Here is a 21361-nt window from a genome sequence, read left to right as displayed (position 1 = left end):
ATGACCACCCAGCGAATCGGATTTCTCATCTGGCCCAGCACGCGGCCGCTGACCCTGGCGTTGGCCGAAGAAGTGTTGCTGGTGGCTCAGCGGGTGCATCCGGATGTGGTCTACGAGCAGGTATTCCTGCACGCCGAAGCGGCTCAGGAGGGCGCCTGGCGCTTGCCGGGCGAGGCCTGGAATGGGCGCCTGGAAGGTTGCCATAAGCTCTTTCTGATGGCGGATGAGCCGCCTGCCGCGGTAGGTGCGGCGTTGTCTGCGGCGCTCAAGCAACTGGCCCGGGGTGGCTGCATGATCGGCGGCTTGTCGGCTGGCGTGTATCCACTGGCTGCATTGGGTTTGCTCGATGGCTACCGGGCCGCAGTTCATTGGCGCTGGCAGGACGATTTCGCCGAGCGCTTCCCCAAAGTGATCGCTACCAGTCACCTGTTCGACTGGGATCGTGACCGCCTGACGGCCTGCGGCGGCATGGCACTGACCGACCTGCTGCTGGCGGTGCTGGCCCGCGACCATGGTGCGGAGCTGGCGGGCGCGGTGTCCGAGGAGCTGGTGGTCGAGCGCATTCGTGAAGGGGGCGAGCGGCAACGTATTCCGCTGCAAAACCGTCTAGGTTCTAGCCATCCCAAGCTCACCCAGGCCGTGCTGCTGATGGAGGCCAATATCGAAGAGCCTTTGACCACGGATGAAATCGCCCAGCACGTGTGCGTCTCGCGGCGTCAGCTGGAGCGCATCTTCAAGCAGTACCTGAGCCGCGTGCCGAGTCAGTATTACCTGGAGCTGCGCCTGAACAAGGCGCGGCAGATGCTGATGCAGACCAGCAAGTCGATCATCCAGATCGGCTTGTCGTGCGGATTCTCGTCCGGGCCGCATTTCTCCAGCGCCTACCGCAACTTCTTTGGCGCCACCCCGCGTGAAGACCGCAACCAGCGGCGCAGCAGCAGCCCGTTCGAGCTGAGTTCGGCGCCTGCCGAAAAGGGCTGATTTCTTTATTGCTTGTGCTGGCCCTTTTCGCGGGCAAGCCCGCTCCCACTGGACCTGCACAGCATTTGAAACCTGTGCGGTCCCTGTGGGAGCGGGCTTACCCGCGAAAGGGCCGGGACAGGTAACATCCTTTCTTATGTGAACACCCGTTCACCCAGCCCCTGTCTCCCTTTACACTGCGCGATTGCGACACTGTTTGTCGCATTGCCGAAAGCCTTGTTAAAACAGGGTTTGGCGCTGTAACAAGTTGTCGCCTGGCAGCAAGGACAGGCGCCGATCAGTCCTTACAATCCCCCCATCGCTGGCCACTTCCAGACCAGCGTTCCTCTTCAGGAGACTCAGATGTCCGTTGAGCAAGCCCCGGTGCAACGTGCCGATTTCGACCAGGTGATGGTCCCCAATTATTCTCCGGCGGCCTTCATTCCTGTGCGAGGCGAGGGTTCCCGAGTATGGGACCAGTCGGGTCGCGAGCTGATCGACTTTGCCGGCGGCATCGCCGTCAACGCGCTGGGTCACTGCCATCCGGCGTTGGTCAAGGCCCTGACCGAGCAGGCCAACACCCTCTGGCACGTCTCTAATGTGTTCACCAACGAGCCGGCACTGCGCCTGGCGCACAAGCTGGTGGACGCGACCTTCGCTGACCGGGCGTTCTTCTGCAACTCCGGCGCCGAGTCCAACGAAGCGGCCTTCAAGCTGGCCCGTCGCGTGGCCCACGACCGTTTCGGTGCGGAAAAAAACGAGATCATCGCCACCGTCAACAGCTTCCACGGCCGCACCCTGTTCACCGTGAGCGTGGGTGGCCAGCCGAAGTACTCTGACGGTTTCGGCCCGAAGATCACCGGCATCAGCCACGTGCCATACAACGACCTGGAAGCGCTCAAGGCACAGATTTCCGACAAGACCTGCGCTGTGGTGATTGAGCCGATCCAGGGTGAGAGCGGCGTGGTGCCGGCTGATAAGGCCTACCTGGAAGGCGCGCGCAAGCTGTGTGACGAGCACAATGCCCTACTGATCTTCGATGAAGTGCAGACCGGCGTTGGCCGCACCGGCTCGCTGTATGCCTACCAGCACTACGGCGTGACCCCGGATATCCTGACCAGCGCCAAGAGCCTGGGCGGCGGTTTCCCGATCGGCGCGATGCTGACCACCAGCGAGCTTGCCAAGCACCTGGCCGTCGGCACCCACGGCACCACCTATGGCGGCAACCCGCTGGGCTGCGCGGTGGCGTGTGCGGTGCTGGACGTGATCAACACCCCCGAGACCCTGGCGGGCATCAAGGCCAAGCACGCGCGTTTCAAGACCCGTCTCGAGAAGATCGGCCAGGATACCGGCCTGTTCAGCTTGGTGCGCGGCGTGGGCTTGCTGATCGGCTGCGTGCTGAGCGAGGCCTGGAAGGGCAAGGCCAAGGACGTGCTCAACGCGGCTGAAAAAGAAGGCGTCATGGTGCTGCAGGCAGGCCCTGACGTGGTGCGTTTCGCCCCGAGCCTGGTGATCGAGGATGCCGACATCGACGAAGGCATGGACCGTTTCGAGCGCGCCGTGGCGCAACTGATCAAGGCCTGACCGGCCTTGTTCGCCGGCCCTGTGCAGGGCCGGCGGCACCTGAATTCAAGGCGGGCACCTGCTGGCAGGTGGTGGCGTGTGCCCGCTGTTTTTCCGTGTCGATGTGAGCGGCACGCTTTCCCCAAAGGAGTGACACCATGCTGGTGATGCGCCCCGCGCAAATGGCGGATCTGAACGAAGTGCAGCGCATGGCTGCCGACAGTCCGGTGGGTGTCACCTCGCTACCGGACGATGCCGGCCGCCTGGGCGACAAGATCGCCGCCTCGGAAACCTCCTTCGCCGCCGAAGTGAGCTTCAACGGTGAAGAGAGCTATTTCTTCGTGCTCGAGGACAGCGACACCGGCAGGCTCGTCGGGTGCTCGGCCATCGTCGCCTCGGCCGGCTATTCCGAACCGTTCTACAGCTTTCGCAACGAAACCTTCGTGCATGCCTCGCGCGAGCTGAAAATCCACAACAAGATTCATGTGCTGTCGCTGTGCCATGACCTGACCGGCAACAGCCTGCTGACCAGCTTCTATGTGCTGCCCGAGTTGGTGGACAGCGGCTGGGCCGAGCTGAATTCGCGCGGCCGCCTGCTGTTCATGGCCTCGCACCCTGAGCGTTTCGCCGATGCAGTGGTCACCGAAATCGTCGGCTACAGCGACGAGCAGGGTGAGTCGCCGTTCTGGGATGCCATCGGACGCAATTTCTTCGACTTGAACTACGCCGATGCCGAGCGTCTGTGCGGCTTGAAGAGCCGTACCTTCCTGGCTGAGCTGATGCCGCATTACCCGATCTACGTGCCGCTGTTGCCTGACCAGGCCCAGGAGGCCATGGGGCAGGTGCACCCGCGCGCGCAGATCACCTTCGACATTCTCATGCGCGAAGGCTTCGAGACCGAACACTACATCGACATTTTCGACGGCGGGCCGACCCTGCATGCGCGCGCCTCGGGCATCCGCTCGATCGCCCAGAGCCGTGTAGTACCGGTCAAGCTCGACGATAGCCCGGTCAAGGGCACGCGCCCGTACCTGGTGTGCAATGGTCAGTTGCAGGATTACCGCGCCGTACTGCTGGAGCTGGATTGGGTGCCGGGCAAACCGGTCATCTTGAATGCACAGGCAGCGGATGCACTGGGTGTCGGCGAGGGCGCCAGTGTGCGCCTGGTCGCGGTCTGAAACGCCGGAACAGTGAGTTTTGCGGCAGGCCACGCCCGCTGCACAAGGAGAAAGCATGATCGTTCGTCCCGTACGCAGCAGCGATTTACCCGCGCTGATCGACCTGGCCCGCAGCACTGGAACTACCGGGCTGACTACACTGCCGGCCAATGAAGAGCGACTCGCCCGGCGTGTGGGTTGGGCCGAGAAGAGTTTCAGCGGCCAAGCCGAGCGCGGCGACACGGACTACCTGTTCGTGCTGGAGAACGATGAGGGCCTGGTGGTGGGCATCAGCGCCATCGCGGGTGCCGTGGGTTTACGCGAGCCTTGGTACAACTACCGGGTCGGCCTGACTGTCAGCGCCTCTCAGGAACTGAACATCTACCGTGAAATCCCCACGTTGTTCCTGGCCAATGACCTGACCGGCAACTCGGAACTGTGCTCGCTGTTCCTGCGCAGCGATTACCGCAGCGGGCGTAACGGTCACCTGCTGTCCAAGTCGCGGATGCTGTTCATCGCCGAATTCCCCGACTTGTTCGGTAAGAAAATCATCGCCGAAATGCGCGGCATGTCTGATGAACACGGCCGTTCGCCTTTCTGGGAAAGCCTGGGCCGACACTTCTTCAAGATGGAGTTCAGCCAGGCCGACTACCTCACCGGCGTTGGCAACAAGTCGTTCATCGCCGAGCTGATGCCCAAGTTCCCGTTGTACACCTGTTTCCTGTCGGAGGCTGCGCGCAGCGCGATTGGTCGCGTGCACCCGGACACCGAGCCTGCGCTGGCGATGCTCAAGCGTGAAGGCTTCAACTACCAGGGGTTCGTCGACATCTTCGACGCCGGCCCTGCCATCGAATGCGAGACCGCCAAAATCCGCGCGGTGCGCGAAAGTCAGACCCTGGTGCTGGCCGTCGGTACCCCGGGCGATGACGCGACGCCTTACATCATCCATAACCGCAAGCGCGATGACTGTCGTATCACTGCCGCCCCCGCGCGCCTGGCAGCCGGTACCTTGGTGGTCGATCCCTTGACCGCCAAGCGCCTACGCATGGGGGTCGGCGACAACGTGCGCGCGGTGCCGCTGACAGCCAGTCGGGAGGCCCAGTAAATGACCACGCATTTCATTGCCGGTGCATGGCAGGCCGGGCTCGGCGAGCCGCTGCAATCGCTCAATCCAGTCACCCAGGCCGTGGTTTGGGCTGGGCAGGGTGCCGATGCGAGCCAGGTCGAGGCCGCCGTTGCGGCGGCGCGCCAGGCTTTCCCTGGCTGGGCGCAACTGAGCCTGGATGCGCGCATCGCCGTCCTCGAAGCATTTGCCGCTTCACTCAAGGCCCGCGCCGACGCGTTGGCGCAGTGCATTGGCGAGGAAACCGGCAAGCCGTTGTGGGAGTCGGCGACTGAAGTTACCAGCATGGTCAACAAGGTGGCGATCTCGGTGCAGAGCTACCGGGAGCGTACCGGCGAAAAAAGCGGCCCACTGGCTGACGCCACCGCTGTGTTGCGGCACAAGCCGCACGGTGTGGTGGCCGTGTTCGGCCCATACAACTTCCCTGGACACCTGCCCAACGGCCATATCGTCCCGGCGCTGTTGGCGGGCAACTGTGTGGTGTTCAAACCCAGCGAGCTGACCCCTAAGGTCGCTGAGCTGACGGTGCAATGCTGGATCGAAGCCGGGTTGCCGGCAGGGGTGCTCAATCTGTTGCAGGGCGCCCGAGAGACAGGCGTCGCCTTGGCTGCCAACCCTGGCATCGACGGCTTGTTCTTCACCGGCTCTAGCCGTACCGGTAACCTGCTGCACCAGCAGTTCGCCGGGCGCCCTGACAAGATTCTCGCCCTGGAAATGGGCGGCAACAATCCGCTGGTGGTCGACGAGGTCAAGGACCTGGATGCGGCGGTGTACACCATCATCCAGTCGGCGTTCATTTCTGCCGGGCAGCGCTGCACGTGTGCCCGTCGTCTGCTGGTGCCGCAAGGCGCCTGGGGCGACCGTTTGCTTGCGCGCCTGGTGGAAGTCAGCCGTGGCCTGAGCGTCGGCGCCTTTGATCAGCAACCGGCGCCGTTCATGGGCTCGGTGATTTCGCTGCAGGCTGCACAGGCGCTGCTGACAGCCCAGGCCGAACTGCTCGGCAAGGGCGCTGTGGCCCTTTTGCCAATGACCCAGCCGCAGGTCGGTTCCGCGTTGCTCACCCCTGGTCTGCTGGATGTCACCGGGGTGGCCGGGCGCCCGGACGAAGAGTTGTTTGGGCCGCTGTTGCAGGTGATTCGCTACGCCGACTTCGATGCTGCCATCGAGGAGGCCAATAACACCCAATATGGCCTGGCCGCTGGCCTGTTGTCGGACTCCAACGCGCGCTACCAGCACTTCTGGTTGCGCAGCCGTGCAGGTATCGTCAACTGGAACAAGCAACTGACTGGCGCTGCCAGCAGCGCGCCGTTCGGGGGTGTCGGTGCCAGTGGCAACCACCGCGCCAGTGCGTATTACGCAGCCGACTATTGCGCCTACCCTGTGGCATCGCTGGAGACCGCCAGCCTTGCATTGCCGGCGACTCTGACGCCGGGCGTCACCCTATAACAACCGGTCTCGGAGCCTAGCCGATGAAATCCTACGAAGTGAATTTTGATGGCCTGGTGGGGCCGACCCACAACTATGGCGGCTTGTCCTACGGCAACGTGGCCTCGCAGAGCAACAGCCAGCAGGGTTCCAACCCGCGCGAAGCGGCGCGCCAGGGCCTGGCGAAGATGAAAGCGTTGATGGACATGGGCTTCAAGCAGGGCGTGCTGGCTCCGCAAGAGCGCCCGGATGTGGCAGCACTGCGCCGCCTGGGCTTCTCGGGCAGTGACGCCGAGGTGATTCAAGGTGCCGCCAAGCAAGCCATGCCCTTGCTGGTGGCCAGTTGCTCGGCGTCGAGTATGTGGGTGGCCAACGCCGCGACCGTCAGCCCGAGCGCCGATACTGCCGATGGTCGCGTGCACTTCACTGCCGCCAACCTCAATTGCAAGTACCACCGCAGCATCGAGCACCCGACCACCAGCCGCGTGCTGGGGGCGATGTTCCACGACGCGCGCGTTTTTGCCCATCACGAGGCGCTGCCGGCAGTGGCGCAGTTCGGTGACGAAGGGGCGGCCAATCACACGCGTTTCTGCCGCAGCTACGGCGAGGCCGGCGTCGAGTTCTTCGTCTACGGCCGCAGCGCCTTCGACAGCCGCTACCCGGCGCCTCAGAAGTATCCGGCGCGCCAGACCCTGGAGGCTTCGCAGGCAGTGGCGCGTCTGCACGGGCTGAGCGAGGGTGGGGTGGTCTACGCTCAACAAAATCCCGCGGTGATCGACCAGGGGGTGTTCCACAACGATGTGATCGCGGTGGGCAACGGTGAGGTGCTGTTCTACCACGAGGACGCGTTTCTTGAAACCGAAGCGGTGCTTGCCCAGCTGCAGGCTAAACTGGCCAGCAAGGGCGGTAATTTCCAGGGCATTTGCGTGCCGCGTTCGGCGGTTACGGTAGAGGACGCAGTGCGCTCCTACCTGTTCAACAGCCAGTTGCTCAGCCGCGACGACGGCTCGATGCTGCTGGTCGTGCCGGAGGAGTGTCGCAACAACGAGCGCGTATGGGACTACTTGCAGCAACTCACCCACCAAGGCGGTGCGGTGAAGGAGGTCAAGGTATTCGACCTCAAGCAGAGCATGCAGAACGGCGGCGGCCCGGCTTGCCTGCGCTTGCGCGTGGCGCTGAAAGAATCGGAACTGGCGGCGGTCAATCCAGGCGTTATCATGACCGCCCCGCTGTACGACACCCTGGTGCAGTGGGTCGACAAGCACTACCGCGATCGCCTCGGTGAAGCGGACCTGGCCGACCCACAGTTGCTGGACGAATGCCGCACGGCACTGGATGAACTGACCGGCATTCTCAAGCTGGGCTCGGTCTATCCGTTCCAACGCCAACCTTGATAGAGAGAATTTGCAATGTCCGATGCCCTGCGCCTGATCCTGGAAGATGAAGACGGCACCCAGCTGGAAACTTCCTGCACCCGCTTTGCCGTGGTCTGGCAAGGCAAGGAGGTCTGGATTCAGCAGGACGGCCGTGGCCAGTTGCTGATCGGTGTCGACGTCGAGGAAGGCGATGCGGAGTACGCCAACCTGCTGCTGCGCCCGATGGCCACCAACCTGGTGAGCCTGCAACTGGAGATGGAACCGGCCGATGCCGGTGAAGACGACGATCACGTCCACGGCCCGGACTGCGGCCACCACCACTAAGGAAGCGCCTATGCTCGCCCTTGGCAAATTGCTTGAGCTGACCCTGACCGATCACGAACCGGCCGAGAAGACCCAAGTGACTCCCAGGGGCGTGCGTTTGCGCTGGCTGGGGGAGGGCGCGCTGGAGGTGCGTCCGCCCGAAGCCGAGGACTGCCAGCTCGACCTGTTGCTGTCGGCCGGGATCCATGGCAACGAGACTGCGCCGATCGAGCTGCTTGAACGGCTCCTGCATGGGGTGGCCAACGGCAAGATCAAGCCTCGGGCCAGGATATTGTTCCTGTTCGGCAATCCGGCGGCGATCCGCAAGGGCGAGCGTTTCATCGAGCAGGATATCAATCGCCTGTTCAATGGCCGGCATGAGCTTTCCAGTGGGTTCGAGGCGTTGCGTGCTGCAGAGCTCGAGCAGTTCGCTCGGGTGTTCTTCAGCAAGCCTGAGCGTACCCGCCTGCACTACGACCTGCACACGGCCATTCGTGGCTCGAAAATCGAGCAGTTCGCACTTTATCCGTACAAGGAAGGGCGCAAGCACTCGCGCCGCGAGTTGGCCCGCCTGGCGGCGGCCGGTATGGAAGCGGTGCTATTGCAGAGCAAGTCATCGATTACCTTCAGCGCTTTCACCTACGAGCAGCTCGACGCCGAGGCCTTTACCCTGGAGCTGGGCAAGGCGCGTCCGTTCGGGCAGAACGAGCAGGTCAATCTTGATCGGCTCGAAGCGCGGCTGATTCAGATCATCGAGCACACCGAGCCTGAAACCGAGCAGTCCCTCGAGGGCCTGAAACTGTTCAGCGTGGCCCGTGAGATCATCAAGCACAGTGACAATTTCCACCTGCACCTGCCCGCAGACATCGAGAACTTCTCCGAACTGAGCAAGGGCTACCTGCTGGCCGAGGACCTCGCCGAGACGCGCTGGATCGTGGAGGAGGAGGGGGCGCGGATCATCTTCCCTAACCCCAAGGTACGCAATGGCTTGCGCGCCGGCATTCTGATCGTGCCGGATTCGGGGCAGCGCCTGGACTGACGGCCGCCCGCGCGTTTAGGTGGGATCCTGATCGGGGTTGAATGCCCTTTCATCAGCACCTATTCGCTTTTCCCCTCCCTTGGCTGCTAATCGGCTTGCCAGTGACGAAAGCCTGCATTTAGCATCGCGCCATGTCTTTTTGGTTTTCAAGCCGCTAAAAACCGTCCAAACGACGGTTTCTATCGCATAAACACACTGCACCCAGACTGCAGGACCGATATAATGCGGCCCTTTGCCGTCGTTTCGACGTGGCCGCCGTTTCCGTGGAAGAACCTATGAAAAGCGCAGAAATCCGTGAAGCCTTCCTTCGCTTCTTCGAAGAGCAGGGACACACTCGCGTCGCCTCCAGCTCCCTGATCCCGGGCAATGACCCGACCCTGCTGTTCACCAATGCCGGTATGAACCAGTTCAAGGACTGCTTCCTCGGTCAGGAAAAACGCGCCTACACCCGCGCGGCCAGCAGCCAGAAATGCGTGCGCGCCGGCGGCAAGCACAACGACCTGGAAAACGTCGGCTACACCGCTCGTCATCACACCTTCTTCGAAATGCTGGGCAACTTCAGCTTCGGTGACTACTTCAAGCGCGATGCCATCACCTTCGCCTGGACCTTCCTGACCTCGGACAAGTGGCTGAACCTGCCGAAGGAAAAACTCTGGGTCACCGTCTACGCCAGTGACGACGAAGCCTACGACATTTGGACCAAGGAAGTCGGTGTGCCGGCCGAGCGCATGGTGCGCATCGGTGACAACAAAGGCGCCCCGTACGCCTCCGACAACTTCTGGACCATGGGCGACACCGGCCCTTGCGGCCCGTGCACCGAGATCTTCTATGACCACGGCGCCGACATCTGGGGTGGCCCGCCTGGCTCGCCAGAAGAAGACGGTGACCGTTACATCGAGATCTGGAACAACGTCTTCATGCAGTTCAACCGCACTGCCGATGGCGTCCTGCACCCGCTGCCAGCCCCGTCGGTGGACACCGGCATGGGCCTTGAGCGCATCAGTGCGGTGATGCAGCACGTGCACTCGAACTACGAGATCGACCTGTTCCAGAACCTGCTGGACGCGGCGGCCAAGGCCATCGGTTGCAGCAACGAAGGCCAGGCTTCGCTGAAAGTGGTCGCCGACCACATCCGCTCCTGCGGCTTCCTGATCGCCGACGGCGTGCTGCCGTCCAACGAAGGCCGCGGCTACGTGCTGCGCCGCATCATTCGTCGCGCTTGCCGGCATGGCAACAAGCTGGGGGCCAAAGGCAGCTTCTTCTATCAGATCGTCGCGGCCCTGGTGGCCGAGATGGGCGAGGCCTTCCCGGAACTCAAAGGCCAGCAGGCACACATCGAGCGCGTGCTCAAAGCTGAAGAAGAGCAGTTCGCCAAGACCCTGGAGCAGGGCCTGCGTATCCTCGAACAGGACCTGGCCCAGCTCGAGGGTTCGGTAGTGCCGGGTGATGTGGTGTTCAAGCTGTACGACACCTACGGCTTCCCGATGGACCTGACCGGCGACATCGCCCGCGAGCGCGAACTGACCCTCGACGAGGCCGGCTTCGAGCGGGAAATGGAAGCTCAGCGCGAGCGTGCCCGTTCCGCCAGCGCCTTTGGCATGGACTACAACAGCCTGGTCAAGGTCGACACGGCTACCGATTTCCTCGGTTACGACGTCACCGAAGGCCAGGGCAAGGTGATTGCCCTGTACAAGGACGGTCAGGCTGTCGAGCAGTTGGGCGAAGGCGAGCAGGGCGTCGTGGTCCTGGACCGCACCCCGTTCTATGCCGAGTCCGGTGGCCAAGTGGGCGACACCGGCTTCCTGCAAGCCGGTGCAGTGCGCTTCGACGTGCGTGACACCACCAAGACCGGTGGCGCCTTCCTGCACCACGGCGTAGTCGCCAGCGGTGCGCTGAGCGTCGGGGCCACGGTCGAGGCCAAGGTCGACGCCGAGGTGCAGCACGCCACGTCGCTGAACCACTCCGCGACCCACTTGCTGCACGAAGCGCTGCGCCAGGTGCTGGGCGAGCACGTGCAGCAGAAGGGCTCGTTGGTCGACAGCCAGCGCCTGCGTTTTGACTTCAGCCACTTCGAGGCGGTCAAGCCTGAGCAGATCAAGGCCCTGGAAGAAATCGTCAACCGCGAAGTGCGGCGCAATACCGAAGTGCAAACCGAGCTGACCGACATCGAGACTGCCAAGGCCAAGGGCGCCATGGCGTTGTTCGGTGAGAAGTACGGCGATACCGTGCGTGTGTTGAGCATGGGCGGCGACTTCTCCGTCGAGCTGTGCGGTGGTATCCACGCCAAGCGTACCGGCGACATCAGCCTGTTCAAGATCATCAGCGAGGGCGGTGTGGCCTCTGGCGTACGCCGTATCGAAGCGGTCACCGGCGCTGCTGCACTGGCCTACCTGAACGCTGCCGAAGAGCAGGTCAAGGAAGCTGCGCAACTGGTCAAGGGCAACCGTGACAACCTGATCGACAAGCTGTCGGCTGTGCTTGAGCGCAACCGTCAGCTGGAAAAGCAGCTCGAGCAGCTGCAAGCCAAGGCCGCCAGCGCCGCCGGGGACGATCTCTCCAATGCGGCCGTTGAGGTCAAGGGTGCCAAGGTGCTCGCCGCCCGCCTGGATGGGCAGGATGGCAAGGCGCTGCTGGCGCTCGTCGATCAACTGAAGAACAAGCTCGGCCACGCAGTGATCCTGCTGGGCAGTGAGCATGAGGGCAAGGTCGTGCTGGTGGCTGGCGTGACCAAGGACCTCTCCGGCCAACTCAAGGCTGGCGACCTGATGAAACAAGCCGCTGCGGCGGTCGGTGGCAAGGGCGGTGGTCGCCCGGATATGGCCCAGGGCGGTGGCGTTGACGTCGCAGCCTTGGACAGCGCCCTGGCCTTGGCAGTGCCGTTCGCCGAGCAGGGACTTTGAGATGCAGGGGCGGCGGCCTGGTCGCCGTCCCTCATGTTGGATTGTTTTTTGGGGCCCTTGTGGGCTGAGGCACCTTTGAAATGGCGTTGATCGTACAGAAATTTGGCGGTACCTCTGTCGGTTCCATCGAGCGGATCGAGCAGGTTGCCGACAAGGTCAAGAAATTCCGTGAGTCGGGCGACGACCTGGTGGTCGTGCTGTCGGCCATGAGCGGTGAAACCAACCGCCTGATCGACCTGGCCAAGCAGATCTGCGATAAACCAGAGCCTCGCGAGTTGGACGTCATCGTCTCGACTGGCGAGCAGGTGACCATCGCATTGTTGGCCATGGCCTTGATGAAGCGTGGCGTACCGGCGGTCTCGTATACCGGCAACCAGGTGCGCATCCTTACCGATAGCGCTCACAACAAGGCGCGCATCCTGCAGATCGACGACCAGAAGATTCGCGCCGACCTCAAGGCCGGGCGTGTGGTCGTGGTGGCCGGTTTCCAGGGCGTCGACGAGCACGGCAATATCACCACCCTCGGGCGTGGTGGTTCGGATACCACTGGCGTGGCCTTGGCGGCAGCGCTCAAAGCCGATGAGTGCCAGATCTACACCGATGTCGATGGCGTCTACACCACCGACCCGCGCGTCGTGCCTCAGGCCCGGCGCCTGGAGAAGATCACCTTCGAAGAGATGCTGGAAATGGCCAGCCTCGGCTCCAAGGTGTTGCAGATTCGTTCGGTGGAGTTCGCCGGCAAGTACAACGTTCCGCTGCGCGTGCTGCACAGCTTCAAGGAGGGTCCGGGTACCCTCATTACCATTGATGAAGAGGAATCCATGGAACAGCCGATCATTTCCGGTATCGCCTTCAACCGTGATGAGGCCAAGCTGACCATTCGTGGCGTCCCGGACACTCCAGGCGTCGCCTTCAAGATCCTCGGCCCGATCAGCGCCGCGAACATCGAAGTAGACATGATCGTGCAGAACGTTTCGCACGATAACACCACCGACTTCACTTTCACCGTGCACCGCAACGAGTACGAGAAAGCGTTGAGCGTGCTGGAAAACACTGCTCGCGAAATCGGCGCACGTGAAGTCAGCGGCGACACCAAGATCGCCAAGGTGTCCATCGTCGGTGTTGGCATGCGTTCTCACGCCGGTGTCGCCAGCCGCATGTTCGAAGCCCTGGCCAAGGAGAGCATCAACATCCAGATGATCTCCACCTCCGAGATCAAGGTCTCGGTCGTGATCGAAGAGAAGTACCTGGAGCTGGCTGTTCGCGCGCTGCACACCGCGTTCGAGCTCGATGCACCTGCCCGACAGGGCGAGTGACGCGCAGCCAAGAGGGGCGCGGCTTGCCGCGCCCTTCGCGTTTCTGGCTTTTGGAGGGGCTTCTGTCCAGGCGCCTTCAATCGCCAACCGGGCAATGCCGTCGTCCCCGGCACTGCCTGTTTTTCACAGACTGTTATTCCTGTAGATCCCTGTAAGGAGAAAAGTATGCTGATTCTGACTCGTCGGTGCGCCGAGAGCCTGATCATTGGAGATGGTGAGATCACCGTGACGGTCCTGGGTGTCAAGGGCAACCAGGTGCGTATTGGCGTGAGCGCGCCCAAGGAAGTGGCCGTTCACCGCGAAGAAATCTACCTGCGAATCAAGAAAGAGAAGGACGAAGAACCAAGCCTTTAATTTTTTTGAAGTTTTTTTCAAAAAAGGGTTTGCAAACGGGGAGGGGTCTGGTTAATATACGCCCCGTGTTGCGGTGAGGTGGCCGAGTGGCCGAAGGCGCTCCCCTGCTAAGGGAGTATACCTCATAAGGGTATCGGGGGTTCGAATCCCCCCTTCACCGCCATTATTTGCCTAGAGCGCTTCTGGCGATCTGAATGGCACAGTAAGCCACGGACTCATAGCTCAGCTGGATAGAGTACTCGGCTACGAACCGAGCGGTCGGAGGTTCGAATCCTCCTGAGTCCGCCACTTTTGAAGTGGCTTTGTTTGCAAGGTCGCTTCAATCAACCAGTGGTAACCTGGTCTAAAAATAACCCACGGACTCATAGCTCAGCTGGATAGAGTACTCGGCTACGAACCGAGCGGTCGCAGGTTCGAATCCTGCTGAGTCCGCCATTTTTGAAGTGGCTTTGCTTGCAAAGACGCCTCAACAAGCCAGTGGTAACCTGGCCTAAAACTACCAACCACGGACTCATAGCTCAGCTGGATAGAGTACTCGGCTACGAACCGAGCGGTCGCAGGTTCGAATCCTGCTGAGTCCGCCATTTTTGAAGTGGCTTTGCTTGCAAAGACGCCTCAACAAGCCAGTGGTAACCTGGCCTAAAACTACCAACCACGGACTCATAGCTCAGCTGGATAGAGTACTCGGCTACGAACCGAGCGGTCGCAGGTTCGAATCCTGCTGAGTCCGCCACTTTTGAAGTGGCTTTGCTGACGAAGACGCTTCAACAAGCCAGTGGTAATCTGGTCTAAAACTACCAACCACGGACTCATAGCTCAGCTGGATAGAGTACTCGGCTACGAACCGAGCGGTCGCAGGTTCGAATCCTGCTGAGTCCGCCACTTTTGAAGTGGCTTTGCTGACGAAGACGCTTCAACAAGCCAGTGGTAATCTGGTCTAAAACTACCAACCACGGACTCATAGCTCAGCTGGATAGAGTACTCGGCTACGAACCGAGCGGTCGCAGGTTCGAATCCTGCTGAGTCCGCCACTTTTGAAGTGGCTTTGCTGACGAAGACGCTTCAACAAGCCAGTGGTAATCTGGTCTAAAACTACCAACCACGGACTCATAGCTCAGCTGGATAGAGTACTCGGCTACGAACCGAGCGGTCGCAGGTTCGAATCCTGCTGAGTCCGCCATATCTGAAAAGCCCGCTTATCAAAGCGGGCTTTTTCTTTATCTACTGCATTCACTGCGGTAGCGCTCGATTGGCCGGCTGAGGCTAGATGCCAATCACTCCGGGTTTTCCTGCCTTTACCCGTTCATGTGCTTTTTACCGTCTGTGCGCCGTCGCACTGTTGGCTTCGAGCGTTGTCACAGCTTTAGCGCGCAAACGATTGTTCTGGCCAAAAATTTAAGCGATCCGACAGCTTGTACAGTGTATGATTGCGCCCGTCAGCCCCGCCGGGGCTTGTGGAATCCCACCATGGACTTACCCAGTAGTTACTCGTTAATCCGTTTCATACAGCCAGATCTGCCTGATTGAATCTCCCGGCGTGCCCACTGCTGGGAGTGGAGTTCGCCTATGACTGAAATCGAAGTAAAGAAAGCCCAAGAGAGCCTGCAGGATCGCCTGGCTCAGGTGATCGAGCTGCTGCAGCGCCAGCGGGTGGTCGAAGACCTGACGCACCGTCAGGAAGGCCACCACCACGACCTGGTGGAAAACCTCGTCCATCGCCAGAACCTCGTCGAACTGCAACGCAAGCTTGACGACCTTCACCCTGCCGACATCGCCTATATCCTCGAAGCCTTGCCGCTGGAAGACCGTCTGACGGTCTGGCAGTTGGTACGTTCGGATCGCGACGGCGATATCCTGCTCGAAGTCTCCGACGCTGTACGCCAGACCCTGATCGCCGATATGGACGATCACGAGCTTTTGGCTGCCGCCAAGGAAATGGACGCCGACGAACTCGCCGATCTCGCGCCTGAGCTGCCACGCGATGTTGTCCACGAGCTGATGGAAAGCCTCGATGCCCAGCAGCGCGAGCGCGTGCGCTCGGCCTTGAGCTACGACGAGGAGCAGGTCGGTGCGCTGATGGACTTCGAGATGGTGACCATCCGCGAAGACGTCAGCCTCGAAGTGGTGCTGCGTTACCTGCGTCGCCTCAAGGAGCTGCCTGGGCACACTGACAAGCTGTTTGTCGTCGACTACGACGGCAAGCTCAAGGGCGTGTTACCGATCAAGCGTCTGCTGGTGAACGACCCGGATAAGAAGGTCGCCGACGTCATGGCCAACGACCCGGTGGCATTCCACCCCGAGGAAGATGCCTATGACGCGGCTCAGGCCTTCGAACGTTACGATCTGGTGTCTGCCCCGGTGGTGGACAAGAACGAGCGCCTGATCGGTCGTTTGACCATCGATGAGATGGTCGATCTGATCCGCGAGGAAAGCGAAAGCGAAGTGCTCAACATGGCCGGCTTGCGTGAAGAGGAAGACATCTTCGCGTCGGTCTGGCGCTCGCTGCGCAACCGTTGGGCCTGGTTGGCCATCAACCTGATCACGGCCTTCCTCGCTTCGCGGGTCATCGGCCTGTTCGAAGGCTCCATCGAAAAACTGGTGGCGTTGGCCGCATTGATGCCGATCGTGGCCGGTATCGGTGGCAACTCCGGCAACCAGACCATCACCATGATCGTGCGTGCCATGGCGCTTGATCAGGTGACGCCGGGCAACACCAGTCGCCTGATGCGCAAGGAGCTGGCGGTATCACTGCTCAATGGTCTGATCTGGGGTGGGGTGATCGGGGCGGTGGCGTTCTGGCTGTATGGCAGCTGGTCGTTGGGCTTGGTGATGACCGCCGCCATGACCTTGAACTTGCTGCTTGCGGCGCTGATGGGGGTGTTGATTCCGATGACTCTGACGCGCCTTGGTCGCGACCCGGCTATGGGGTCGAGTGTGATGATCACTGCCGTCACCGACAGCGGTGGCTTCTTCATCTTCCTTGGGCTGGCCACCTTGTTCCTGCTCTGATGCAGTAGGGGTGCCCACGCGGTAGGCATCGCATGAGCCGCACACGAAAAAGCCAGCTTTCGCTGGCTTTTTCGTGTGCGGCGTCAGTTGCTCGATCAGGACGCGTCGGCGGCCATCTCTACATCGTGGGCGATGAGGGCAACCAGTGCGTTCTGCTGTCGGTGTGACAGTTGACGGAAACGCTGCAACAGCTCGCGTTCGTGCAGGCTGAGCTCTGGGCTGTCCAGGCGCATGCTCAGCTCGTCACCCAGCGCACCTTCCTGAAGAAGGCTCTGTTCCAGGCGGGCGATGATCTCGGAGTTCATGCTGCGGTGATGGTTGCGCGCTACCTCGGCAATGCGCTCTCGCATCCCATCTGGCAGGCGGACGACGAACTTGTCAGCGGTGCGGCTCGAATAGATAGCCTGTTTCATTGGGCGCATATAAATTGACCGGTTGTTCTGGTTCAGGGGAAGCGGTTCTCAAATTGGCCGCACGGTGGTGGTACGACCGCGGCGACGACAAAATGTTCAACCGTCGTTGGATTTTGGTTAGTCATCTTGCCTCAATGTCGCCGTTTCCTTGGCGTCAATTCTGTGACAAATAGTGATCTGGATAAAGGCTTTCTGCCAGTACCAATTATCAGAAATGAGCACTGGTTTGAAAAGTTTAACGTTCATCCATTCCCACCGGTGTCAGGCCTTTGTCGTCAAAATCTGGTAACAGGCGGCAAAGACAAGGGAAAAAGCCTAGAATGCGCGCGTTCACCCTCATAATGAGCATAGTGGCTATGCAACATGACGCAAGCGGCACATTGCCTCTGCCTGGGCGACTGATCTTCCTGATCGGACCGTCCGGTTCTGGAAAAGATTCCCTGATCGACGCTGCCAGGGGGGCGTTGCAAGTCGCAGGGGTAGACATCGCCCGAAGGGTCATCACCCGCTCTGCCGAGGCTAAGGGTGAAGCCGCTCAGGGCGTCGACCCGCAGCGTTTCGAAGGTATGCGCGCAGAGGGCGCATTCGCCTTGGACTGGCGCGCCAATGGCTTGAGCTATGGCATCCCGGTTCAGATTGAGCAGTGGCTGGCGGCGGGACGTTCGGTGCTGGTCAATGGCTCACGTGGGTATTTGCCGCAAGCGCGTCGCCGCTACCCGGATCTGCTGGCCGTTGGCCTTACCGTCGCGCCCGAAGTGCTACGTGCCCGGCTGCTGGCGCGTGGGCGAGAGAGCCCCGTTGAAATCGAGCAGCGCCTGGCGCGCAACGCCAGCCTGGCGCCCTATGACAGCGACGTTCACGTGCTGGATAACTCGGGCCCGCTGGACAGCGTCGTGCAGGCATTGCTCGGGCTTTTGCGCGAGCAGGGCCTGCTTGGGAATTCTCCGACGGGCAAACTGCCTGATTGAGGCATGACAAACGGCTGCATGCTGGTTAACATGCACGCCGTCTTCAGCGTACAACGCTCGACAGGTCTCAGTAGCTCAATTGGATAGAGCATCCCCCTCCTAAGGGGAAGGTTGCAGGTTCAAATCCTGCCTGGGACGCCATTCCCCTCATGCGCTGGGCTTGCCCCGGTCCCGGTCAGCCATTCAAAGCTCGGCTGTCTTTTGTTTCTCGCTACGTTCAGCCTCCGATGCCGCCACTGCCAGGCCGCTACCGACCTGCTGCGCCTGCTTCTCTGCCTGCTGCTGCAGTTTGGCTTGGGTCTTGATTTCGACGTCTTCCTTGATCCGTTGTGCGATCTTATCGTCGATCTGCGCTTTCTTTTCAGGCGGCAGGTTGTTGTAGTCCTCCTCGGTCAGCCCCAGCTCCTGAAGCATCTTCTCCTTGATTTTTTCCTCCGGCGACTTGGCCATATAGTCGTGGAAGTTCTGTGCCGCCGTGCTTTGCTCCTGTTTACCGACGCTGGCCTGCCGGCGCGCATCGTTGTCGGGGTTCTGGAGCATCACCAGCAGCTTGGCGAAGGCTTCTTTCTGATTGTCTTCGGTATTGTGCTGCGAGAGGCTGCCCTGGCTGTTGCGCTGCGCTGTGGTATCGGCGGTTGCCGTTACCGGTTGCACCGGCGTGAACTGGCTCAACGCGAGTTCGCCGCTGACGCGGTTCTGCTGCTGGAGGGCGGTCTGCCACCCCAGCCCGTTCAATGCGATGCTCATAGTCTGTTCCTGACTGAGTCGATGGACGCCTGTAAAACGGCAAAAGCTGTGCCAGCGCTCGTAAACCCTTAAAATCCCAAGAATTGGCTATTCTGGTGGGACGCGGGTTGGCACGAGCTTGCCCGCCAGAGGAACGGGATTGCCGCTGGCGGCAATCGAGTGAGCTAACGGCAATCCCTGACAGGGACGCAGCCGCTGAACTGCGAGGGAGTGGGGCGATGAGTGAGGTTACAAAGCCGGTGCCAACCGGCTTCACCGAGCAGCAACTGCACACTCTGTTCGAGTTGGTCAGCGACGGGATCTGGGACTGGAATGCCAACACCGGCTATGTGTATCGCAATCCAGGCTGGTACGCGATGCTCGGCTATCCCAGCCATTCCCTGGATAATTCGGTGTTCACGTGGGAAAACCTGATCCACCCCGAGGATTACCCGCGGGTGATGGCCCATTTTGAGGCCTATCTCGATCACCGCAGTGAACGCTATCGCATCGAATATCGTTGCCGTTGCCAGGATGGCAGCTACCTGTGGATCGAGGACAGCGGGCACATTATTGCGCACAACCCGGATGGCTCGGTGGCGCGCATGCTCGGTGCCCATCGCAACATCGATGCCGGCAAGCGGCTGGTTGCGGAGCTTGAACTGCGCAACAAGTCGCTGGAGAGCCTAGTGGCCGAGCGTACTCAAGAGCTGTCCTGGGTCAACCAGCAGTTGCAACGGCAACTGGACGAAAACCGCATGCTGGCTGAGCGTGACCCGCTGACCCGCACGGCCAACCGTTATCATCTGGAGAACACCTTGCAACAGGCCTGTGAGCGCGCCCGGCGCTTTCGCGAGCCGCTGGCGCTGATCGTCATGGACCTGGATGACTTCAAGCCCATCAATGACGTGCACGGGCATGCCCGCGGCGATGCGGTGTTGATCGAGGTGACCGAGCGCGTGCGCCAGTGCCTGCGCGAGCATGACCTGCTGGCGCGCTGGGGCGGTGATGAGTTTGTCGTGGTGCTGCCGTGTACCTCGCTTGCCGACGCGCGCGAGGCTGCCCAGCGAATTCGTCAGGCACTGGCGACGCTTGAGCCAGTAGGGGATTGTCGGCTGAGCATGAGTTATGGGGTGGTGCAGTGGCGCGCAGGCGAAAGTCAGCAAGGCCTGCTGGCACGGGCCGATCAGGCGTTGTACCGGGCCAAGGCGGCGGGCAAGAACACCGTTGCCGAGTGAGGGTTTGGCGTTGTGCGCTCATGCTGACTATGCCTGAGCGGCCAGGCAAAAAAATGCCCGCGACGCCTGGTAACGTCACGGGCCAACTCGGCTTTCGCCGCTTCAGTACCTAGACGTGTAGCGCATGCCCCAGCGCTTTGAGCGCCGCTTCCTGTACGGCCTCACCCAGAGTGGGGTGGGCGTGGATGGTGCCGGCCACATCTTCCAGGCGCGCGCCCATCTCCAGCGACTGGGCAAAGGCTGTGGACAGTTCAGACACTGCCACCCCCACCGCCTGCCAACCCAGGATCAGGTGATTGTCCCGTCGGGCCACGACCCGCACGAAACCGCTGTTCGATTCCAGGCTCATTGCCCGGCCGTTGGCGGCGAAAGGGAACTGCGCGACGATGCAGTCGACGCCTTGCTGGCTGGCCTGCTCGGGCGTGGCACCGACCACGACGACTTCGGGGTCGGTGAAACACACCGCAGCGATTGCGTTCGGCTCGAAACGGCGCGCCTTGCCGGCGATCAATTCAGCGACCATCTCGCCCTGGGCCATGGCACGGTGGGCCAACATCGGCTCGCCGGCCACGTCCCCAATGGCCCAGACGTTGCGCATGCTGGTCTGGCAGCGCGCGTCGATGGCAATGGCGGCGCCGTTCATCTTCAGGTCCAACTGTTCCAGGCCGAAACCGTGGGTGCGCGGTCGGCGCCCAACGGCCACCAGCACCTGATCGGCCTCGATGCGCAGCTCGTTGCCTTGGCCGTCCCGAGCACTCAGGCAACCGTTGGCATAGTGCTGTACGCTGTGGCCCAGATGCAGATCCACGCCCAGTTTCTTCAGTGACGCGGCCACCGGCGCCGTCAGTTCGGCGTCGTAGGTGGGCAAGATGCGTTCGCGCGCCTCGACCACACTGACCCTCGCTCCCAGTTTGCGGTAGGCGATGCCCAGTTCCAGGCCGATGTAGCCACCACCGACCACGACCAAGTGGTTAGGCACTGACTTGGGCGCCAGCGCTTCGGTGGACGAGATCACCGCGCCGCCGAGCGGTAACATTGGCAACTCGACGCTGCTGGAGCCGGTCGCCAGCAGCAGGTGCTCGCACTGAATGCGCTGGCCGTCCACTTCGACGTGCTTGCCGTCGAGGATTTTTGCCCAGCCATGGATCACCTTCACGCCCTGTTTCTTCAGCAAGGTCGCGACACCGCTGGTGAGTCGGTCGACGATGCCATCTTTCCATTCCACGCTGCGTGCAATATCCAGGCGCGGTGACGACACGCTGATGCCAAGCGGCGAGGGTTCAGTGAAGCGACTGGCCTGATGGAACTGTTCGGCCACATGGATCAGCGCTTTGGATGGAATACAGCCGATGTTCAGGCAGGTGCCGCCCAGTGCTTGGCCTTCGACCAGTACCGTGGGGATGCCCAGTTGTCCGGCACGGATGGCCGCCACGTAGCCGCCCGGGCCGCCGCCGATGATCAACAAGGTTGTCTGGATAGTCGGTTGCATGC

General features: G+C 61.5%; 17 protein-coding genes and 9 tRNA genes. 23 read left to right on the top strand and 3 right to left on the bottom strand.

Annotation, left to right across the window (positions count from 1 at the left end):
• From argR to mgtE, 20 genes are all read left to right on the top strand, one after another.
• The gene (gene argR, locus FEM01_RS05310) at positions 1-981 is read left to right on the top strand and encodes a transcriptional regulator ArgR (RefSeq protein ID WP_138218250.1); all 981 of its coding nucleotides are present in this window, start codon (positions 1-3) and stop codon (positions 979-981) included.
• Between the two features lie 342 nt (positions 982-1323).
• Entirely contained in the window at positions 1324-2544 is a 1221-nt protein-coding gene (locus tag FEM01_RS05300; protein ID WP_138218249.1) for an aspartate aminotransferase family protein, read from the top strand.
• A gap of 137 nt (positions 2545-2681) precedes the next feature.
• On the top strand, positions 2682-3701 hold the full coding sequence (gene aruF / locus FEM01_RS05295; protein WP_138218248.1) for an arginine/ornithine succinyltransferase subunit alpha: 1020 nt from the start codon (positions 2682-2684) through the stop codon (positions 3699-3701).
• Positions 3702-3756: 55 nt separating this feature from the next.
• Positions 3757-4785: an arginine N-succinyltransferase gene (astA, locus tag FEM01_RS05290; RefSeq protein ID WP_138218247.1), complete on the top strand. Its 1029-nt coding sequence runs from the start codon at positions 3757-3759 to the stop codon at positions 4783-4785.
• Complete coding sequence (astD, locus tag FEM01_RS05285; protein ID WP_138218246.1) at positions 4786-6249, top strand: succinylglutamate-semialdehyde dehydrogenase; 1464 nt, start codon at positions 4786-4788, stop codon at positions 6247-6249.
• Between the two features lie 23 nt (positions 6250-6272).
• Positions 6273-7622 carry an N-succinylarginine dihydrolase gene (gene astB / locus FEM01_RS05280; RefSeq protein WP_138218245.1) on the top strand — a complete coding sequence of 450 codons (1350 nt, stop codon included), beginning with the start codon at positions 6273-6275 and terminating at the stop codon, positions 7620-7622.
• Positions 7623-7637: 15 nt separating this feature from the next.
• Positions 7638-7928: a topoisomerase II gene (locus FEM01_RS05275; protein ID WP_138218244.1), complete on the top strand. Its 291-nt coding sequence runs from the start codon at positions 7638-7640 to the stop codon at positions 7926-7928.
• Between the two features lie 10 nt (positions 7929-7938).
• Positions 7939-8946: a succinylglutamate desuccinylase gene (astE, locus tag FEM01_RS05270; protein ID WP_138218243.1), complete on the top strand. Its 1008-nt coding sequence runs from the start codon at positions 7939-7941 to the stop codon at positions 8944-8946.
• A gap of 275 nt (positions 8947-9221) precedes the next feature.
• Positions 9222-11846 (top strand): alanine--tRNA ligase, encoded by a 2625-nt coding sequence (alaS, locus tag FEM01_RS05265; RefSeq protein ID WP_138218242.1) that lies wholly within the window; start codon positions 9222-9224, stop codon positions 11844-11846.
• An 80-nt stretch (positions 11847-11926) separates the two neighbouring features.
• Positions 11927-13162: an aspartate kinase gene (locus FEM01_RS05260; RefSeq protein WP_138218241.1), complete on the top strand. Its 1236-nt coding sequence runs from the start codon at positions 11927-11929 to the stop codon at positions 13160-13162.
• Between the two features lie 165 nt (positions 13163-13327).
• Positions 13328-13516, top strand: a complete 189-nt coding sequence (gene csrA, locus FEM01_RS05255) for a carbon storage regulator CsrA (protein WP_003254503.1) — start codon at positions 13328-13330, stop codon at positions 13514-13516.
• A gap of 72 nt (positions 13517-13588) precedes the next feature.
• Positions 13589-13679: transfer RNA gene (locus tag FEM01_RS05250), tRNA-Ser, on the top strand.
• 48 nt (positions 13680-13727) lie between these two features.
• Positions 13728-13804 (top strand) — tRNA-Arg (locus FEM01_RS05245).
• A gap of 70 nt (positions 13805-13874) precedes the next feature.
• A tRNA-Arg gene (locus tag FEM01_RS05240) sits at positions 13875-13951 on the top strand.
• Between the two features lie 72 nt (positions 13952-14023).
• Positions 14024-14100, top strand: a tRNA-Arg gene (locus FEM01_RS05235).
• A 72-nt stretch (positions 14101-14172) separates the two neighbouring features.
• A tRNA-Arg gene (locus tag FEM01_RS05230) sits at positions 14173-14249 on the top strand.
• Positions 14250-14321: 72 nt separating this feature from the next.
• Positions 14322-14398: transfer RNA gene (locus FEM01_RS05225), tRNA-Arg, on the top strand.
• Positions 14399-14470: 72 nt separating this feature from the next.
• A tRNA-Arg gene (locus FEM01_RS05220) sits at positions 14471-14547 on the top strand.
• 72 nt (positions 14548-14619) lie between these two features.
• Positions 14620-14696, top strand: a tRNA-Arg gene (locus FEM01_RS05215).
• A gap of 386 nt (positions 14697-15082) precedes the next feature.
• The gene (mgtE, locus tag FEM01_RS05210) at positions 15083-16525 is read left to right on the top strand and encodes a magnesium transporter (RefSeq protein ID WP_138218240.1); all 1443 of its coding nucleotides are present in this window, start codon (positions 15083-15085) and stop codon (positions 16523-16525) included.
• Positions 16526-16620: 95 nt separating this feature from the next.
• On the opposite strand, the gene FEM01_RS05205 is transcribed toward mgtE, so the two are convergent.
• Positions 16621-16947, bottom strand: a complete 327-nt coding sequence (locus tag FEM01_RS05205; protein WP_138218239.1) for an Arc family DNA-binding protein — start codon at positions 16945-16947, stop codon at positions 16621-16623.
• 347 nt (positions 16948-17294) lie between these two features.
• Between FEM01_RS05205 and phnN the strand changes: the two genes are divergently transcribed.
• Together phnN and FEM01_RS05190 are read left to right on the top strand one after the other, a co-directional pair.
• Entirely contained in the window at positions 17295-17906 is a 612-nt protein-coding gene (phnN, locus tag FEM01_RS05195; protein ID WP_138218237.1) for a phosphonate metabolism protein/1,5-bisphosphokinase (PRPP-forming) PhnN, read from the top strand.
• Between the two features lie 64 nt (positions 17907-17970).
• Positions 17971-18047, top strand: a tRNA-Arg gene (locus tag FEM01_RS05190).
• A gap of 42 nt (positions 18048-18089) precedes the next feature.
• On the opposite strand, the gene FEM01_RS05185 is transcribed toward FEM01_RS05190, so the two are convergent.
• Positions 18090-18653, bottom strand: a complete 564-nt coding sequence (locus tag FEM01_RS05185; RefSeq protein WP_205884542.1) for a hypothetical protein — start codon at positions 18651-18653, stop codon at positions 18090-18092.
• Between the two features lie 218 nt (positions 18654-18871).
• On the opposite strand from FEM01_RS05185, the gene FEM01_RS05180 reads away from it, so the two are divergent.
• Entirely contained in the window at positions 18872-19870 is a 999-nt protein-coding gene (locus FEM01_RS05180) for a sensor domain-containing diguanylate cyclase (protein ID WP_138218236.1), read from the top strand.
• Between the two features lie 109 nt (positions 19871-19979).
• Here the strand turns inward: FEM01_RS05180 and lpdA are convergent, their stop codons facing one another.
• Positions 19980-21359: a dihydrolipoyl dehydrogenase gene (lpdA, locus tag FEM01_RS05175; RefSeq protein WP_138218235.1), complete on the bottom strand. Its 1380-nt coding sequence runs from the start codon at positions 21357-21359 to the stop codon at positions 19980-19982.
• Positions 21360-21361: the final 2 nt, after the last annotated feature.

The organism is Pseudomonas mosselii, from assembly GCF_005796105.1.
GTDB lineage: Bacteria > Pseudomonadota > Gammaproteobacteria > Pseudomonadales > Pseudomonadaceae > Aquipseudomonas > Aquipseudomonas mosselii_C.
Note: the sequence above shows the minus strand (reverse complement) of the source record. Positions and strands in the feature narration are given on the sequence as shown.

Bases quoted from the DNA above. Each gene is read 5' to 3' on its own strand.
- argR (WP_138218250.1), top strand. From the start codon at position 1: ATGACCACCCAGCGAATCGGATTTCTCATCTGGCCCAGCACGCGGCCG.
- FEM01_RS05300 (WP_138218249.1), top strand. From the start codon at position 1,324: ATGTCCGTTGAGCAAGCCCCGGTGCAACGTGCCGATTTCGACCAGGTG.
- aruF (WP_138218248.1), top strand. From the start codon at position 2,682: ATGCTGGTGATGCGCCCCGCGCAAATGGCGGATCTGAACGAAGTGCAG.
- astA (WP_138218247.1), top strand. From the start codon at position 3,757: ATGATCGTTCGTCCCGTACGCAGCAGCGATTTACCCGCGCTGATCGAC.
- astD (WP_138218246.1), top strand. From the start codon at position 4,786: ATGACCACGCATTTCATTGCCGGTGCATGGCAGGCCGGGCTCGGCGAG.
- astB (WP_138218245.1), top strand. From the start codon at position 6,273: ATGAAATCCTACGAAGTGAATTTTGATGGCCTGGTGGGGCCGACCCAC.
- FEM01_RS05275 (WP_138218244.1), top strand. From the start codon at position 7,638: ATGTCCGATGCCCTGCGCCTGATCCTGGAAGATGAAGACGGCACCCAG.
- astE (WP_138218243.1), top strand. From the start codon at position 7,939: ATGCTCGCCCTTGGCAAATTGCTTGAGCTGACCCTGACCGATCACGAA.
- alaS (WP_138218242.1), top strand. From the start codon at position 9,222: ATGAAAAGCGCAGAAATCCGTGAAGCCTTCCTTCGCTTCTTCGAAGAG.
- FEM01_RS05260 (WP_138218241.1), top strand. From the start codon at position 11,927: ATGGCGTTGATCGTACAGAAATTTGGCGGTACCTCTGTCGGTTCCATC.
- csrA (WP_003254503.1), top strand. From the start codon at position 13,328: ATGCTGATTCTGACTCGTCGGTGCGCCGAGAGCCTGATCATTGGAGAT.
- mgtE (WP_138218240.1), top strand. From the start codon at position 15,083: ATGACTGAAATCGAAGTAAAGAAAGCCCAAGAGAGCCTGCAGGATCGC.
- FEM01_RS05205 (WP_138218239.1), bottom strand. From the start codon at position 16,947: ATGCGCCCAATGAAACAGGCTATCTATTCGAGCCGCACCGCTGACAAG.
- phnN (WP_138218237.1), top strand. From the start codon at position 17,295: ATGCAACATGACGCAAGCGGCACATTGCCTCTGCCTGGGCGACTGATC.
- FEM01_RS05185 (WP_205884542.1), bottom strand. From the start codon at position 18,653: ATGAGCATCGCATTGAACGGGCTGGGGTGGCAGACCGCCCTCCAGCAG.
- FEM01_RS05180 (WP_138218236.1), top strand. From the start codon at position 18,872: ATGAGTGAGGTTACAAAGCCGGTGCCAACCGGCTTCACCGAGCAGCAA.
- lpdA (WP_138218235.1), bottom strand. From the start codon at position 21,359: ATGCAACCGACTATCCAGACAACCTTGTTGATCATCGGCGGCGGCCCG.